The sequence below is a fragment of the uncultured Parabacteroides sp. genome (assembly GCF_947855115.1).
In the GTDB taxonomy this organism is placed as follows: Bacteria; Bacteroidota; Bacteroidia; order Bacteroidales; family Tannerellaceae; genus Parabacteroides.
The window spans coordinates 115440-131362 of record NZ_CANTZW010000002.1 but is presented as its reverse complement, the minus strand read 5'-3'; the positions used below and the strand labels follow the sequence as shown (position 1 = coordinate 131362).

The window sequence follows — 15923 nt, the reverse complement described above, 5'->3', positions numbered from 1 at the left end:
CTAATTAATAAAAGCTTAAGAGCGCACAAAAATAGGAACTTTCGCGATATCTAACGCATAGTTCCCCTCATAAAACTTTATCCGCAAACATATTTTCACCAAAAATTTATCACCGGCCCCAAAACTTTCATCCTCCCGGCTCTGTTTATATAATAGATCAACATAAAAAACTAGCGAACAATGCTCACATTATGTTTAAGTATATTATTAATGATCACGAATAGTCAAATAACAGATAAAAAAAGAGAAGTCATGAAATTCGAGTTAATCCAGTTGCCGTACGCAAACGACGGTCTAGAGCCAGTAATCAGTAAACAAACGATCGATTTCCATCATGGGAAACATTTATTGAATTACGTAAATACCCTTAATAAATTGATCGAAGGCACGAAATTCGAGAATGCCCCGCTGGAGCGGATCGTTCGCGAGTCTGATGGAGCCATTTTCAACAATGCCGGCCAAGTATTGAATCACAATCTATATTTCACCCAATTCTCCCCGAATGGAGGTGGCGAGCCTATGGGCAAGCTAGCCGAGGCTATCAAGTCTACGTGGGGATCGTTCGAGAATTTCCAAAAAGAATTCGTGGCCGCCGGTACCGGCTTGTTCGGCTCCGGATGGGTATGGTTGGCCAAGGATAAAGACGGCAAACTTTCAATTACCAAAGAACCCAACGGTAGTAACCCTGTCGTTAAGGGGCTAACCCCGATCTTGGGATTCGATGTATGGGAACATTCTTACTATCTGGATTACCAGAACCGCCGTGCGGATCATTTGAACGCATTGTGGAAAATTATCGATTGGGAAACCGTTAGTAAGAGGTATTGATCTAAATTGATGTAAGTTACGTGTAGAGAAGAACCGCCCGGGAGTTTTTCCCGGACGGTTTTTTTGTATTTTTCTGAAAAAAACATCATCAACTATTGCATCATAAAATATTATTACTACCTTTGCACCCGCAAACGAATAATACAAGCCTCTTTAGCTCAGTTGGCCAGAGCACGTGATTTGTAATCTCGGGGTCGTTGGTTCGAATCCGACAAGAGGCTCAAGAGAATTGAAAATTAATAAGGGCAGTTACCAGAGTGGCCAAATGGGGCTGACTGTAACTCAGCTGGCTTTCGCCTTCGGTGGTTCGAATCCATCACTGCCCACAATAAGAAAGGGCTCTATCACGGAGCTCTTTTTTTTGTCTTTTTTCCATAAAAAAAGCCCTTCCTTTGTGATTAAGGAAGGGCTTTTAAACAAACCGAATTATTTCAACCTTAAGGTGCTTCTCTCGGCTGCTATGGATGCCTGCGCCGGAGTAGACTTGCGGGAGCAATAGTTGAATTCCGCAGATTTATCGCCATCGAACGACTTCCATTTTAATTTCAACTTAACAGTCTCACCATTTGTATCCGGAAGGCTATCCAACTTAAAAGCGACCAGCCCATCCGCATATACGCCATATACATCACCGAAAGCGTTATGACGAAACTCTACCTCATAAAGATTCTCCGTATTCTTGCTAGCCAATAAATTTACGAAATGAGCTTTATTCCGGTCTCCCCAAATAGTTCTGAAACGAAGTGTCAGATACCCGTCCTCGGCTATGGTTACCCAGTCGTTCACAATCTCCACGGGATCGGAGCCATAGATCGAATCGTTACCTGCCGTCCCCAAGTCCGGAGCGATCGGTTTCGTGAGGATGCTGTCAATCCAGTTAATATTCACGGCCTTGCTGTAAATCCCGCTAGGTTCATCCGTTTCCTCGAAATTCACCAATGCCCTCACCTCTTTCTGCCCGAAAGGAGAAGAGGACATATTGACAGGCAACAGGGTCGTACTATCATCCAGCTGAAGAAAATATGAACCATCATCCACCGGCTTAACCGTCACCAACGCATTCGGCAAAACTTTACTGTAAGGATATTCATCGTCATCGTCCAAACAAGATTGGAATCCTGTCAAGCAAGCAGCCGCTACCACACCTACAACTAATTTCTTGAAATTAAAGAATCCGTTCATAATACTTCCAATTAAACTAACAACATTTTAATTCTTTAAAATTAGAAATGCGTTCTAAGGTGGAAATGCTGCATCCGTATATGTTAATTAAACAAAACAGGTTACGAGTCCCTATTTCGTCGCAAAGTTATACTCGAAAGCATACCGATAAGAACTCTCTACTCCTTCATTATCCTCATCGATTGTCATCCCCGTAATGTAATCTCCCACGGTTGTATAGGTATATTTATACTCAGCCTTCACCTCACTTTGGTTAGGAATCTCATAGGTATAGGCACGAATCGGCAGATTCCGGTTCTGGGCGCCATATAGCAGGTTCAAAGGAGTCACAGACTCAAAACCAGTTGGCGAGAAAGAACCGATCACCCGCAGGGGAAAATTATCAGGAGCCTCTGTCACGCTATATTCATATCTCATCTCCCGGTTATCCTGCGATTGGGCGTATAGAACCACATTACCGTTCTCCCATGTATATTTCTCGTATTCCGGATAACTTCTTTCCTCATATCCCGCCCCAAACTCTTTCGGCCAACGGGCATCCCAGGAAGTTAACGCCCAATTCGAACCTGAATAACGATAGGAATATTCATCGCTCACGTAAACCTCATTGCTGGCGTATGGATTCTCTTGAGAGATTTTCTTACTTGTAATTACATTACCGCTTAATGTATATTCCTCTATCACCTCACCCGAATTAACGCCCGTGACCGAAAATTTACCATCCGAATAGATAAACAATAACTTGTCTGTTCCCATGTTTATACTTGAGATCTTGCCTTCGCTCGTATAATAAATATCAGCGGAAAAAAGAGGGCTCGAAGATCCGTCTTTATAACAAGAAACTTTCGTTAGTTTATTCAATTCCGGAACAACGGGATCGTCATCGTCTCCGCAAGCCGTCAAACCCGCGGCTCCTATCAATAATAAAAATAGATACTTTTTCATCATTCTTTCGTGTTTTAATCTGGTACGGCAAAAATAGGGCTTTTAAACGAATAACCATAAAAGTAACCTATTTTAAGTATTCCTGTTTGAAAAAATGCTTCTAAAATTGTAGTTTTGCATCAATAGTATCAAGGATAACAATCTATCTTAAAATAGTTTACAATAAGTAATAATGTAAGACAAACAATATCTAAAATTTAATAACATGAAAATGAAACAACTGACCGTAGCGGTGGTCACCCTCCTACTCACCGCTTCTTGTAACGAAAAACAACAAGATTTCCCTTTTCGGAATCCGGATCTCCCCTTGGAGGAACGTATCGATGATTTATTATCACGGCTGACACCGGAAGAGAAAATCGGCCAAATGATGAATGTTACCCCCGCCATCGAACGTTTGGGAATCCCTACTTACGACTGGTGGAACGAGGCTCTTCATGGAGTGGCTCGTGCCGGACGTGCGACCGTATTCCCGCAAGCGATCGCTATGGCGGCTACCTTCGATGATAACGCGGTGCACGAGACCTTTACGATGGTCAGCGACGAAGCCCGGGCCAAATACCACCAATACCAGAAAGATAAGGAATACGACCGTTACAAAGGCCTTACTTTCTGGACCCCGAATATCAATATCTTCCGCGATCCTCGTTGGGGACGGGGCATGGAAACTTATGGCGAGGATCCTTACTTGACCGAGAAAATGGGTATAGCCGTAACTCGCGGATTGCAAGGCGACGATCCCAAATACTACAAGACACATGCTTGCGCCAAGCATTATGCCGTACACAGCGGCCCGGAATGGAACCGCCATGAATTCGACGTGGAAGTTACTCCTCGCGATTTGTACGAGACATATCTTCCGGCTTTCGAAGCGTTGGTTAAGAAGGGTGACATACAAGAGGTGATGTGCGCCTATAACCGTTTCGAGGGTAAGCCTTGCTGTAGTAGCGATAAATTATTGATCGATATCCTGCGTAACAGCTGGGGATACGACAACATCATCCTGTCCGACTGCGGAGCTATCGATGATTTTTGGCAAAAAGATAAACGCACGCCTCGCCACGAAACACATCCGGACGCCGCAAGCGCGTCTGCCGATGCCGTATTGAACGGAACCGACCTGGAATGTGGCGGTAGCTACCGTGCGCTTAACAAGGCCTTAGCCGATGGAAAGATTTCCGAGAAAGACCTAGACGTATCCTTACGCCGACTATTGAGAGGCCGCTTTGAATTAGGTATGTTCGATCCGGACGAGAGAGTACCTTACGCTAAAATACCTTATAGCGTGGTCGAAAGCCCGGAACATATCGCCAAGGCTCTGGATATGGCACGTAAAAGTATCGTCTTGCTGAAGAATAAGAATAACATACTTCCTTTGGACAAGAACATAAAAAAGATCGCCGTAGTCGGGCCGAACGCCGCAGATTCCACCATGCTATGGGCGAACTATAATGGTTTCCCGAGCAAGACCGTCACGATCGTGGAAGGTATCCGTAATAAAGTACCGAACGCAGAAGTCGTTTACGAGTTAGGATGCAACCACACCGCCGATTTCGTAATAACAGACCTGGGTAGCCACATATCCTCTGCCACAGGACAAGGCTTTGCCTCTGAGTTCTTCAATAATACCGAGTTTGAGGGTACTCCTGTCTACAAAGGTGTAGCAAAAGAACTTCATTATACAACCGGAGGTAATACCCAATTTGCCCCGAACGTAAACCTAACGAATTTCACGGCTCGTTTTACGGGCGAATTCGAGTCTCCGATAGACGGACCGGTCGAGTTCAAGCTATCCGGAAATGACGCTTTCCGTTTGTATATCGATACAGCGAAAGTTGCCGAAGTATGGGAAAATGAGTATGGAGCAGAAAAAATCTATACGTTGAACGCTAAGAAAGGCGAGAAATATCCTGTTAAGATCGAATATATGCAACGTACAGGCAGCGCCGACCTGAATTTCACGGTAGGCGTACGTACCCCCGTGGATTTCCAAGGTACGGCTAGCAAGGTAAAAGACGCTGATGTCATCGTATTCGTAGGTGGTATCTCTCCACGCCTAGAAGGTGAGGAAATGCCGGTAGATGCCGAAGGCTTCCGAAAAGGAGACCGTACAAATATCGAGGTCCCGACCGTACAGAAAGAGATGGTCAAGGCTTTGGTCGCAACCGGAAAACCGGTGGTATACGTAGTATGTACGGGTAGCGCATTGGCTTTGAACTGGGAGAATGATCATGTAGAAGCAATCTTGAACGCTTGGTATGGAGGGCAAGAAGGTGGAACAGCCGTAGCTGATGTGTTATTCGGAGACTATAACCCTGCCGGACGCTTACCGATCACGTTCTATAAATCTATAGACCAACTTCCGGATTTCCAAGATTACAGCATGAAGGGACGTACCTATCGTTACATGACACAGACCCCGCTTTATCCGTTCGGTTATGGCTTGAGCTATACGACATTCGATTATAAGAACGCTAAGTTGTCAAAAGATAAGATCGCTTCCAACGAATCGGTTACCCTCTCCTTCGATATCGCTAATACGGGCAAGATGGATGGTGACGAGGTCGCTCAGATCTATATCAAGAACCCCAACGATCCTGCCGGACCGCTAAAAGCGATGAAAGCATTCAAACGTGTAAACGTGAAGGCCGGTAGCGAGCAAGCGGTTAGCATCCAATTGGAACCGAACGCTTTCCAATCTTTCAATGACAATACACAAACCATGGAGGTTCGCCCGGGTAAATACCAAATCTTATATGGAGGTTCCTCGGACGATAAAGCACTAAAGAAGATTGATTTAGTGATTGAATAAAAAGGATATTGTTTTGAGTGCGAAAGGATATTGCTTTATACCCTAAAATATATTCTTTCGTGTTCAAAACAATATTGTTTTCAGAATCAGAACTTTTTAATCAGGAAAGACGGGTTGATACGCATGTAAACCCCTGCCGTAAAACTCGTGGCACTTCCCATCGGTTGTTTTACTCCTTCCGCATCATTCATATTCCCAGAAAGATGATGGAAAACGTCCACGTCCACCCCTATCGAGAAACCTTTCGCCAGTTGCCGAGAATATTCCACTCCGAGATAGATCATCCGCGGACGGTCGAACGTAATCCCTTCGTCAATCATCGAGGCCGCTCCGAAAAACGGGCTACCAAACATAGAGATGAAATCCTTACAAGTCCAATAGGATGTTTTCACCCGGAAATCATATATATCAGCGGAGGCACGGGCGTACAAGCCGTATCCGCTGTCAAAAGGCCAAATCTCTCCCGCCTGCTGGTAATAGCCGGTAGCGTCCAACTCAACGTTCACGTTCTTAAAAATACGATGTCCGGTATTCCATATACCTCCGACACCGATCGCCCCATTCATCAAGGTCTGCACGGAATTATTGAAAATCGTGTCGATCTCACCTCCTCTATGCTGCACCAGCCCTTGTACCGGAGTATAAAAATGAAAACTAGAGGCCGGGTCATTATACTTTACCCGGGAAGAGATCCCGACCGTGAAAGCCTCTTGATGCACATCTTCCCGAAAAATAAAACTCTGCCAGTTTACCCACACATCCAGGTCGAAAGCCTTCGAGTCGTACAATAACTGTAAGCCAACCTCTGGATCGCAGGTCAAATTCAATTCCGGATTATAGATAGGCTCTATCAAATTATGATTGGAAGCTCCATAAATATTCCCTAATATGATATTCACGTGATCCGAGAGGGCCATCTGCGCCCGGAAATAAGGTAGGATATGAACCCCTGCTTGGTATTGGTCTCCTTTCCAGTAGGCGATATCCTGATAAGCCATGCTAGGATACTTGTTCGCCCCGTGATAGATCAGCATATGGACACCAGCCTCCAACTTGATATTTTTCAAGGGATAATAAACCGCTTTACCTTGTACCCAAAGTCCCGGCAACGAATATCCTTTAGTAAATTTACCGGTATACTCGTTGTCTTTGAAAAAGCTAATATTATCCAACTCCACAGACAACTCCCGGGCTTTTTCCGGATCGATATGATAATCCGTCTTATAAACATGATCTACGATCTGCGCCCTCAGCGAGGACAACGAATTCCCCAGCCCCATCAAGCAAAGCCCCACTATGAGACTCCTGACACTTATATTTCTCATCTCTTTTAAAATTTCTCGCGAACATAAACAAAATACACAGAAAAAAGAAAGCGGAGAAACGGAAGTTTTCACCCCGTTTCCCCGCTTTTCCGTCTTATTTTAAAAATTTCCTTCTTCTAAAACTTAACGTCTAGGGATAGCTTCTTTAACAACCATTTGACGGCCTTCATACTCTGCCTGGTTCAACTCCTCGATAGCTTTTTGAGCCTCGGTAGCGTTAGGCATCTCAGCGAAAGCGAAACCTTTAGAACGCTTTGTGTCACGGTCAACAATGATTTTAACTGAGTCTACAACACCATACTCTTCCAGAATCTGTTGTAAGTCTGATTCTTTTACCCGATAATTCAGGTTTCCAATGTAAATATTCATACGAAAATGATATAAAAATAAAAATTAATAATAAAACAAGGATGGTTGGCGAAGTCAATCTCTAAAAGAAAGTATTATCATTGCTGATGAATAAATGCTAAAAGATAAAAGAGCTATACAAACTATCTTTTGTTCATGCCGCAAAGAAAAGCATTCTATTTGGATTAACAACTATAAAATGATAATTATTTTCAAAAAAAACCTCCAGCTCTCCATAAACTCGTTGTTGTTTCGGCTAAACAGTCTCAATTTATAGAAATTTTGACCAATTATATCAACTATACAGACTAAAAATATATCAGAAATCTCGTAACTTCGCGAAATTATTTCAAGAATAAATAAAAGTTATGGATTATGCGATCATTGCTGCCGGCGAAGGCTCCCGCTTGGCACAAGAAGGTGTTAAATGGCCTAAGCCACTGGTCAGGCTCAACGGTGTCGCTCTGATAGACCGGTTAATAGACGTTTTTTTGAAGAATAACGCTACCTCTATCAGCATCATCGTAAACGAAGAGATGACCGAGGTGCAGGATTACCTGAAGGCCTTACAACTACCTGTACCCTTTTACCTGTTAGTAAAATCTACCCCTAGCTCTATGCACAGCTTTTATGAGCTGAGCCATTATCTGGACGGTGACAAGATTTGTTTAACTACTGTAGACACGATCTTTAAGGAAGAAGAGTTCAGCGGCTACATCCAGCGATTCACCCAAGAGGATAAACTAGACGGATTAATGGCCGTCACCGATTTCATTGATGACGAGAAACCCTTATATGTGGAAACAGACAACGAACTTTATATCCGGAATTTCCTAGACAAGGCAGACGGCGATTGCCGTTACATATCGGGAGGTATCTATTGCCTGAGACGTCCGGCCCTAGGTGTATTAAACAAAGCCATCTCGCAGGGAATGTCGAGAATGCGTAATTATCAACGGCAACTTATCACCGAGGGTTTGAGGCTGAAAGCCTACCCTTTCAGCAAGATCATCGACGTAGATCACGCCGAAGACATTTCAAAAGCCGAATCATTTTTAAAGTCATAAAGAATACTGTCTAACAATGAGTAAATTAACTTTAGCTGGTATCCGTAGAGGAAATCAATTCTCCCCCAATCATATAGGAAACGACGCCGCGATTTTCGCCTTGACCGCCGAGCATTTGCGAAAATTAGGATGCGACGTAAATGAATATATCGAATCAGACTTGCTTCTACAAGACCCGAAAGAAAAGGGTATTTTCAATATGGTCAGGGATTGGAAGTCCATCCACAAGCTACAAGAACTAGAGGATAAAAACTATTTCGTGATGAACTCCGGCTACGGGATCGAGAATTGTACCCGCGAGAAAATGACCCGCCTCTTATTGTCCAACCATATCTCTCATCCTGAAAGCTTGATCTTACGGACGGACGAGGACCCGACAGAAGCTCTTGAAAAAGCCGGTTTTTATAATTGCTGGATCAAACGAGGAGATTTCCACGCGATTCACCGTGAGGATGTCACCTACGTAAGAAACCCGGAAGAGGCGAAAAGCATATTGAAGGAATATGCGATCCGTGGTATCCCTTCGGCGGTAATCAATGAACATCTGGTAGGAGACTTGGTGAAGTTTTACGGTGTCGCAGGAACGGACTTCTTTTACTGGTTCTACCCTTCAGACATACACCATAGTAAATTTGGTTTAGAGATTATCAATGGAACAGCGAAGGGGATCCCCTTCGACGAAGCGCAGCTTCGTCTGCTCTGCCATAAGGCCGCCGAGGTATTGAACGTGCATATTTATGGAGGAGACTGTATTGTCTCCGAAGATGGTGTCATGCGAATCATCGATTTTAATGATTGGCCGAGCTTCGCCCCTTGCCGGGAAGAAGCGGCGCCGCATATCGCACGCCACATCTGGGATCTTATGCGGGAACATATCTAAATTGTTTTAACAATATTAATTATGAGTAAGACTAAGTCTGCTCCCAGTTGGGAGTCTACCTTGAAATCTCTAGATACCGAGGAATTTATCGATATTCACTTCTATCGTCCCATTGGCTATCAATGGGCTTTATTCTTTAATAAGTTGGGGGTATCGCCCAATAGTATCACGATTGCCAGTATCTTTATCGGTATAGCGGCGGGGATTTGTTTTTACTTCCAGAGCCTCACTATCAACGTGATTGGTATGCTACTGCTGATTTGGGCAAACTCGTACGATAGCGCTGATGGGCAATTAGCACGTATGACCGGACAGAAAAGCGCCTTGGGACGTATCTTAGACGGTGCCGCCGGGGATTTCTGGTTTATCGCTATCTATGCGGCAATCTGCTTACGGCTTACGCCGGAATGGGGTATCTGGATCTGGTTGCTGGCAGCTATCACAGGGTTCTTCCATAGTAAGCAAGCGGCCATGGCGGATTATTACCGCAATATCCACTTATTGTTCTTGAAAGGAAAGTCGGGTAGCGAGCTCTCCCACTCTCCTCAACTGAAGGAAAATTACAAGAAGATGAGTTGGAGACACGATTTCATTTACAAATTATTCGAGACCTTCTACATTAATTATACGGTAAGCCAAGAGGCGTGGAGCCCCAAATTCCAGCATATGATGAACATCATCCGCGAGAAATATAACGGACAAGCACCGGAATGGTTTCGCAAAGCTTTTCGCGCAAAGAGCCTGCCATTGATGAAATATACGAATATGCTATCATTCAATACCCGGGTGATAGCCTTGTTTGTCAGCCTTTTCATCAATATACCGTGGTTGTATTTCGTGTTCGAGCTGACAGTCTTAAACTCGATGCTTCTCTATATGATCAAGAGGCACGAGCGCATCTGTGAAGAATTCAGCAAACAATTATAACAATTTTACCCCATTCCATCATGTTCAATCTAAATAAAGTAAAAGGAATCCTGTTCGATTACGGCGGAACGATAGACAGCAACGGTATGCACTGGGCAGAGGTGATTTGGATGGCTTACGAAGCCCTGAAGGTTCCCGTATCCAAAGATATTTTCCGGGATGCCTATATACATGGGGAAAGAACGCTCGGAAAGAATCCGATCGTAAAGCCCCATCATACGTTTCTGGATATGTTACGCTTAAAAAGCGATTTGCAAATCCGATGGTTGGAAGATAACGGGCATTTACCTCCCAAGAGAAATACAATGGAATTACCCAATTTACTAGCGGACTGGTGCTATGGATATGCCCGGGAAGCGATTGACAACGCCCGGCCGATCCTAGAGCAACTGGCCGAACGATACCCTTTGGTATTGGTATCGAACTTCTACGGAAATATAGAATCCGTGCTGAAGGATTTCGGACTAGACCATTTATTCGGCTCCATCGTAGAATCGGCGGTCGTTGGTATCCGTAAGCCTAACCCTGAGATTTTCCAATTAGGGGTGGATAGGTTGGGATTTCCCGCCGACGAGATTGTTGTCGTGGGCGATTCCTATGACAAAGATATCATCCCTGCCACTCAAATCGGATGCCAGACTATCTGGCTAAAAAATATTGGCTGGAGCGCCTATAAAGGAGATGAGACCGCCGATATTATATTATCCGATTTTACGGAAATAAAACAAGTATTCGCTTTATAGAATATACTTTTAGACCAGTATAGATCCTAAAATGACCTTTTTTAGAACTGATAGCGTCCTAACTTTGCATATAAAAAGTTAGGACACTATGTTTTTAAGGAAATACATATTATTCACTATCCCTCTATTCCTCACGGCTTGCGAATTAATCGACTATCACCCTTACGATGGTCGTTTGGACTCCGATACTTCCCGGGAAATCAACTCCCTGAATATTGAGCGTATCGAGAAGATTTGCGAAGGAAAAGACACGATTCGCTTTATCTTTATGGGTGACACCCAGCGGAGTTATAACGAGACGGAAGATTTCGTCAAGCATGTTAATCAATTAGATAGTATCGATTTCATCATACATGGGGGTGATTATACGGAGTTTGGCTTGAAGAAAGAGTTCGAATGGAACGATGATATCTTATCCAAACTAAAAATACCTTACGTAGGTTTAATCGGTAATCACGACGTAATTGGCAATGGAGACCAAGTGTTTCGTGAAATCTTCGGAAATGAGAACTTCTCGTTTGTCGTAAGCGACGTGAAGTTTGTTTGCCTCAACACAAACGCTATCGAGTATGATTATTCCCATCCGGTACCCGATTTCAATTTCCTCAAGAATGAGATAGCGGATAGTACTCGCAATAAGCGTACGATCGTAGTTATGCACGCCCCTCCCGGAAACGAGCAGTTCGACAATAACGTGAAAGACGTATTCCAACTTTATATCAAGATGTTGCCCTCCTTGATGTTCTGTTTGCATGCCCATAACCATTGTGTATCGGCTGCCGATTTGTTCGAGGATGGCATTATCTATTACGGTTGTGCCAATATCGCCAAACGAAGTTATCTTCTTTTTACCTTAACTCCCGACAATTACCTATATGAAGTGGTCTATTTTTAAAATTCTTCTTTTAACTTGCATCTTTCCTCTCATGCTTCATGCACAAGAGGATAAATACACAAAACGAATACAACGGTACGAGAACGCATGGCAGCGGGTCATTCCTCGCTATACGAAAGTACAATTCGCAGGTTCCATGGCGATGCTTTCCGTGGGTACCGGTTGGAATTATTACCGGAATCATTGGGAGACAGACATGCTGCTAGGTATCGTTCCCCGCAACGCCAATGATCACGCAAACATAACCTTCACTTTAAAACAAAACTATTTTCCTTGGAGTATCAACCTGGGAGAAAAAGTGTCTTTCGAGCCTCTTAGTTGCGGTATCTATGTAAACTTCCTATTCGACCGGGATTTCTGGGCCAAACAACCCAATAAGTATCCCCCGGGGTATTATTGGTTCTCTACCCGTATCCGTAACCATATCTTTATCGGCGAGCGGATCACGCTCAAACTGAATCCCAATAGTAGTTGGCACAAATCCATCAGCCTCTTCTATGAACTGAGTACTTGCGATTTATATATTATCAACACTATCGGCAACAGTTATCTGAAGCCCAAGGATTATCTGAGCCTTTCGTTCGGGGTGAAGCTACAGATATTATAAAGGCAAGAAACGGAAGGCACTCACTGCCCCCCGTTTCCTTAAACTACATAAAACACTTAAAAGAACAAACGTTGTTTATCAGAACGCCAAACCTAAGCGGATACCCCAGTTATTCAGGCCATCAATATGATAGCTAAGGACATCCCCTTTGTTGGTCGCATAGTTGTAAAAGGCGGCCATATGCACACCGATCTGTTTCTGAGGCGTAAAATACACAGTCATACCGATCTCGGGGGCTACATAGAATCCCCAGTTACGATCGTAAACCTTCAATACGTTCATATAGGTAGACATCTCGCTATAGCTAGCACCTAATTGGGCGCCGACATACGGTTGGAATTGCCCCTCCGGAGCGAAATTATAACGGAAAGCCGCACCAAAAGGCAACTGGAAGATAGAATGCTGTTGATCGGAAGTGATCACGGATGTTGAGTTTACCGGAATCGTCTGGCGATCTACATATTCATTATTTGTATGATAAGAAATGAACGCACCTATCGCGAAATTAGGGATCACATAGTAACCACCCTCAGCATGAGCACCCCAACCGCTGGTCTTTTTAGAGAAATCCTGACCAAACGGAGAGTTGATCTGCCAATCTACATTGAAATACGCATTTTTCAAAATCTGGGCGCCGGCCAGAGTAGGCATCGCCATACAAACTACGAGTAAAGCGATCAATTTGATTGATTTATTTATCTTTTTCATAAAATCTCAAACTTTTAATCATTCGAATTATTATTTCTTTACGTACGGAGATTGTACAAATGCTTGCTCGATAGCACGAACAGCCAATTGAGTGTCGAATTTATTAGAGCCAGACAACAAGCCACTCATGTAAGCGGTCCAAAGAACCGGAAGTTTAGCGTCTGCCTTAGAAGCGGCAGGAGCATCCAGATCCACCAACTCTGTCAACAAGGAACCTACGCTATAGCTATAAACCACAGGATACGGATAATACCAATTACCCCAACCCGGTCCCCAATATCCCGGGCTCCAATATCCCGGATAGTTCCACCACCAATACGGGGAATTGTAACCTCCGTTGTAATCAGCGAAATATTGAGTACTTTGCACATAAGAAACTTGCAGGCCCAAGTCGGCGTTATCTTTATCTAGCGTGCGTTCGAAACCTCGGCTTTCCATATTATTCACCAGTGTAGTGATAACATCGTCGGCTTCATTTGCTGTCCAGAACTGAGGTTTCTCGCTTGTGCCGATAACCAATACACTATCCGGAATGTAAAATGTCGTGAACGACTCAAATTTCGCGTCCTTATCATGATTCGTGAACACCAGAAAATCATTGTCCAATTTCGACATGTCCGGGTCCTTTTGGCAGGAAGCCAGCAGAAGAACTAATAGAAAAAAAGGAAAAATCTTTTTCATCTCATTTTAACGTTTAAAACAGTTTATACTATTATTTGTGCTTATATATAAGTCACTATTAAAACAGCATGAGTTGAAAAAGGTTCTAAAACTATCCTTTTGGGCATGTTAATTAACATATCCTAACCATACGACAGGATTATGGTCGCTATAGTCTAGATTAGGAGAATCATAGGTTACCCCCTTAAAACCAGAAGAATAAAATATGTAATCAATTCGGAACATACGTTTTAATTGACGAAAGGTGTACCCAAAACCGGAACCACAGTCACGGAACCCATCTGTTAAATCACCTTTCACGGTACGATATGTATAAGAGGCCGGTGTATCATTGAAATCTCCGCAGATAATCGTAGGCCCCTCCCCTGCATTAAGCATCTGACGGATATAATCTGCTTGAGTAGCCCGTTTCACGAAATTCTTTTTCATCTGGAAAGCCATATGAAAGGCGGCCTCGGTCTCTCCCAATTGGTTTCCTTCGGCATGGGCTTGGTAAAGGCGGGGTTTTACGGCATTTACACTAGTCGTTTGGAAATGGTTATTAAATATGCGAACACTATCCCCTCCAATGTCCAACACGGCGAACAAGGATTTATTGCTAGACTCCGGATATAAGATAGACTCGAAACGGAGGATCGGATATTTACTGAATATGGCGTTACCCGCAGCCTTCGTCGCCGAACGGGTAGAACAATAATATGGGAAGCAAGATAAAGTCTCGGCAATAGAGTCCATCCGTAGGGCCGATTCAACAGGGCATTCCTGAAAGCAAACAACATCCGGGTCCTCTTTTCTCAGCCATTCCGCTATATCGGGAAGCTGTCTCTTTCCGTTCGTGTTGAAATTATTCACGTTATAAGTAATCACCTTAACTGTTTTTTTCCCTGCCGGTATCTCCCTTGGGAAAACCCGTAATTGAAACATGGATATCAGAAACTCCCCATTCAACAACAATACGGCCAAAGGCACCCAGCACCAATGACTCCTAAATATACACCACATCAGGAAAAGGCATAAATCAACGGCCAATACCGGTAATAAAACCAATCCGGGAAAAGAAATCCACTCCTTCCCTTCCGGGTTAATACGCCCGGTAGCGAATCCGGCCACGGTCACCACGGCAAAAGCAATGGTAATCAATACAAATAAAATATATATCAACTTCTTCATCCTTTCTATCCTGCGATTTTAAACAAAAAAGGGACTATCCGGAAAAGACAGTCCCTCAATCCATGCACTATGACCTGTCTGATCCCGGCAGGAATAGTTTAAAACTTTATCGAAGCGTTCCTTGTTGAGCCTCTTGGATCATCTTTTGATTAGCCAAGATCACAATCTCTACACGACGGTTCAACGAACGCCCCTCGGGAGTGTCATTGCTAGCCACGGGATCATGTACACCCTTTCCTTCATAAACCATACGATCCGTGCTTATTCCTTGCATCATCAAGTAATCGTAAACACTTTTCGCACGTTTCTCAGACAGGGTCTGGTTATAATCTATCTTACCGGTATTGTCCGTAAAACCGATGATTCGGATATTCGTATCCGGATTAGCCTTCAAACTGGTGGCGAAATTGCGTAAGGCGCTTTTGGAAGCGTCGCTCAACGTACTTGAGTTCGTGGCAAATAAGATACCAGAATCAAAGGTAATCTTCAAGGCCTCACCATTATTCACGCTCTCTATCTTTGTCTCCTCAGGCAAGGTAGCTTCCAGTTCTTTCTTCTGTTTATCCATTTTCTTTCCAATTAACGCACCGGCCGTACCACCCACAGCCGCACCAAGCACGGCACCCAACGCAGTATTCCCGGCCAAGGCACCAACACCAGCGCCGACAGCCGCACCACCGCCAACACCGATAGCCGTACCCTTCGCCGTGTTATTCCATGTTCCACAACTCGTAAACACCACTGCCATACATAGCAGTAAAACAGATAATAACTTAATGTTCCTCATCATCTTCTACAATTTCAC

The 15923-nt window shown here is 43.8% G+C and carries 16 protein-coding genes and 2 tRNA genes; 10 read left to right on the top strand and 8 right to left on the bottom strand.

Going from position 1 to position 15923, the window contains the following annotated elements; translation table 11 throughout:
* Positions 1–180 precede the first annotated feature (180 nt).
* The 3 genes from Q0110_RS02220 to Q0110_RS02210 all read left to right on the top strand — a co-directional run bounded on the left by Q0110_RS02220 (position 181) and on the right by Q0110_RS02210 (position 1154).
* Positions 181–828: a superoxide dismutase gene (locus tag Q0110_RS02220; protein ID WP_297901734.1), complete on the top strand. Its 648-nt coding sequence runs from the start codon at positions 181–183 to the stop codon at positions 826–828.
* A gap of 147 nt (positions 829–975) precedes the next feature.
* Positions 976–1049 (top strand) — tRNA-Thr (locus Q0110_RS02215).
* Between the two features lie 22 nt (positions 1050–1071).
* Positions 1072–1154 (top strand) — tRNA-Tyr (locus tag Q0110_RS02210).
* Positions 1155–1254: 100 nt separating this feature from the next.
* Here the strand turns inward: Q0110_RS02210 and Q0110_RS02205 are convergent.
* Positions 1255–2010, bottom strand: coding sequence for a NigD-like protein (locus Q0110_RS02205; RefSeq protein WP_297901732.1), 756 nt, complete (start codon positions 2008–2010; stop codon positions 1255–1257).
* Positions 2011–2121: 111 nt separating this feature from the next.
* A complete protein-coding gene (locus Q0110_RS02200; RefSeq protein WP_366139633.1) occupies positions 2122–2955 on the bottom strand; it encodes a DUF5032 domain-containing protein in 834 nt (277 codons plus the stop codon).
* A 205-nt stretch (positions 2956–3160) separates the two neighbouring features.
* Here Q0110_RS02200 and xyl3A point away from each other — a divergent pair, with 205 nt between their 5' ends.
* A complete protein-coding gene (xyl3A, locus tag Q0110_RS02195; RefSeq protein ID WP_297901728.1) occupies positions 3161–5767 on the top strand; it encodes a xylan 1,4-beta-xylosidase in 2607 nt (868 codons plus the stop codon).
* Between the two features lie 86 nt (positions 5768–5853).
* On the opposite strand, the gene Q0110_RS02190 is transcribed toward xyl3A, so the two are convergent.
* Together Q0110_RS02190 and Q0110_RS02185 are read right to left on the bottom strand one after the other, a co-directional pair.
* Entirely contained in the window at positions 5854–7092 is a 1239-nt protein-coding gene (locus Q0110_RS02190; RefSeq protein WP_297901716.1) for a hypothetical protein, read from the bottom strand.
* A gap of 123 nt (positions 7093–7215) precedes the next feature.
* On the bottom strand, positions 7216–7461 hold the full coding sequence (locus tag Q0110_RS02185) for an RNA-binding protein (protein ID WP_297901713.1): 246 nt from the start codon (positions 7459–7461) through the stop codon (positions 7216–7218).
* Between the two features lie 347 nt (positions 7462–7808).
* On the opposite strand from Q0110_RS02185, the gene Q0110_RS02180 reads away from it, so the two are divergent.
* The 6 genes from Q0110_RS02180 (at position 7809) to Q0110_RS02155 (ending at position 12559) form a co-directional block, all read left to right on the top strand.
* Positions 7809–8507, top strand: coding sequence for an NDP-sugar synthase (locus tag Q0110_RS02180; RefSeq protein WP_297901710.1), 699 nt, complete (start codon positions 7809–7811; stop codon positions 8505–8507).
* Between the two features lie 16 nt (positions 8508–8523).
* On the top strand, positions 8524–9387 hold the full coding sequence (locus tag Q0110_RS02175; RefSeq protein ID WP_297901707.1) for a hypothetical protein: 864 nt from the start codon (positions 8524–8526) through the stop codon (positions 9385–9387).
* Between the two features lie 21 nt (positions 9388–9408).
* Positions 9409–10314 carry a CDP-alcohol phosphatidyltransferase family protein gene (locus tag Q0110_RS02170; RefSeq protein WP_297901705.1) on the top strand — a complete coding sequence of 302 codons (906 nt, stop codon included), beginning with the start codon at positions 9409–9411 and terminating at the stop codon, positions 10312–10314.
* A 20-nt stretch (positions 10315–10334) separates the two neighbouring features.
* A complete protein-coding gene (locus Q0110_RS02165; protein WP_297901667.1) occupies positions 10335–11057 on the top strand; it encodes an HAD family hydrolase in 723 nt (240 codons plus the stop codon).
* Between the two features lie 88 nt (positions 11058–11145).
* Positions 11146–11952 (top strand): metallophosphoesterase, encoded by an 807-nt coding sequence (locus Q0110_RS02160; RefSeq protein ID WP_297901664.1) that lies wholly within the window; start codon positions 11146–11148, stop codon positions 11950–11952.
* Entirely contained in the window at positions 11933–12559 is a 627-nt protein-coding gene (locus Q0110_RS02155; RefSeq protein WP_297901661.1) for a hypothetical protein, read from the top strand. The genes Q0110_RS02160 and Q0110_RS02155 overlap by 20 nt, the downstream gene beginning before the upstream one ends.
* Before the next feature lie 78 nt (positions 12560–12637).
* On the opposite strand, the gene Q0110_RS02150 is transcribed toward Q0110_RS02155, so the two are convergent.
* From Q0110_RS02150 to Q0110_RS02135, 4 genes are all read right to left on the bottom strand, one after another.
* Entirely contained in the window at positions 12638–13267 is a 630-nt protein-coding gene (locus Q0110_RS02150) for an outer membrane beta-barrel protein (protein WP_297901659.1), read from the bottom strand.
* Between the two features lie 30 nt (positions 13268–13297).
* On the bottom strand, positions 13298–13948 hold the full coding sequence (locus Q0110_RS02145) for a DUF4136 domain-containing protein (RefSeq protein ID WP_297901656.1): 651 nt from the start codon (positions 13946–13948) through the stop codon (positions 13298–13300).
* Positions 13949–14056: 108 nt separating this feature from the next.
* On the bottom strand, positions 14057–15118 hold the full coding sequence (locus tag Q0110_RS02140; RefSeq protein ID WP_297901653.1) for an endonuclease/exonuclease/phosphatase family protein: 1062 nt from the start codon (positions 15116–15118) through the stop codon (positions 14057–14059).
* A 106-nt stretch (positions 15119–15224) separates the two neighbouring features.
* Positions 15225–15905 carry an OmpA family protein gene (locus Q0110_RS02135; protein WP_297902452.1) on the bottom strand — a complete coding sequence of 227 codons (681 nt, stop codon included), beginning with the start codon at positions 15903–15905 and terminating at the stop codon, positions 15225–15227.
* Positions 15906–15923: the final 18 nt, after the last annotated feature.

Excerpts from the sequence above, each read along its gene's own strand:
- Q0110_RS02220 (WP_297901734.1), top strand. The coding sequence starts at position 181 with ATGCTCACATTATGTTTAAGTATATTATTAATGATCACGAATAGTCAA.
- Q0110_RS02205 (WP_297901732.1), bottom strand. The coding sequence starts at position 2,010 with ATGAACGGATTCTTTAATTTCAAGAAATTAGTTGTAGGTGTGGTAGCG.
- Q0110_RS02200 (WP_366139633.1), bottom strand. The coding sequence starts at position 2,955 with ATGAAAAAGTATCTATTTTTATTATTGATAGGAGCCGCGGGTTTGACG.
- xyl3A (WP_297901728.1), top strand. The coding sequence starts at position 3,161 with ATGAAAATGAAACAACTGACCGTAGCGGTGGTCACCCTCCTACTCACC.
- Q0110_RS02190 (WP_297901716.1), bottom strand. The coding sequence starts at position 7,092 with ATGAGAAATATAAGTGTCAGGAGTCTCATAGTGGGGCTTTGCTTGATG.
- Q0110_RS02185 (WP_297901713.1), bottom strand. The coding sequence starts at position 7,461 with ATGAATATTTACATTGGAAACCTGAATTATCGGGTAAAAGAATCAGAC.
- Q0110_RS02180 (WP_297901710.1), top strand. The coding sequence starts at position 7,809 with ATGGATTATGCGATCATTGCTGCCGGCGAAGGCTCCCGCTTGGCACAA.
- Q0110_RS02175 (WP_297901707.1), top strand. The coding sequence starts at position 8,524 with ATGAGTAAATTAACTTTAGCTGGTATCCGTAGAGGAAATCAATTCTCC.
- Q0110_RS02170 (WP_297901705.1), top strand. The coding sequence starts at position 9,409 with ATGAGTAAGACTAAGTCTGCTCCCAGTTGGGAGTCTACCTTGAAATCT.
- Q0110_RS02165 (WP_297901667.1), top strand. The coding sequence starts at position 10,335 with ATGTTCAATCTAAATAAAGTAAAAGGAATCCTGTTCGATTACGGCGGA.
- Q0110_RS02160 (WP_297901664.1), top strand. The coding sequence starts at position 11,146 with ATGTTTTTAAGGAAATACATATTATTCACTATCCCTCTATTCCTCACG.
- Q0110_RS02155 (WP_297901661.1), top strand. The coding sequence starts at position 11,933 with ATGAAGTGGTCTATTTTTAAAATTCTTCTTTTAACTTGCATCTTTCCT.
- Q0110_RS02150 (WP_297901659.1), bottom strand. The coding sequence starts at position 13,267 with ATGAAAAAGATAAATAAATCAATCAAATTGATCGCTTTACTCGTAGTT.
- Q0110_RS02145 (WP_297901656.1), bottom strand. The coding sequence starts at position 13,948 with ATGAAAAAGATTTTTCCTTTTTTTCTATTAGTTCTTCTGCTGGCTTCC.
- Q0110_RS02140 (WP_297901653.1), bottom strand. The coding sequence starts at position 15,118 with ATGAAGAAGTTGATATATATTTTATTTGTATTGATTACCATTGCTTTT.
- Q0110_RS02135 (WP_297902452.1), bottom strand. The coding sequence starts at position 15,905 with ATGAGGAACATTAAGTTATTATCTGTTTTACTGCTATGTATGGCAGTG.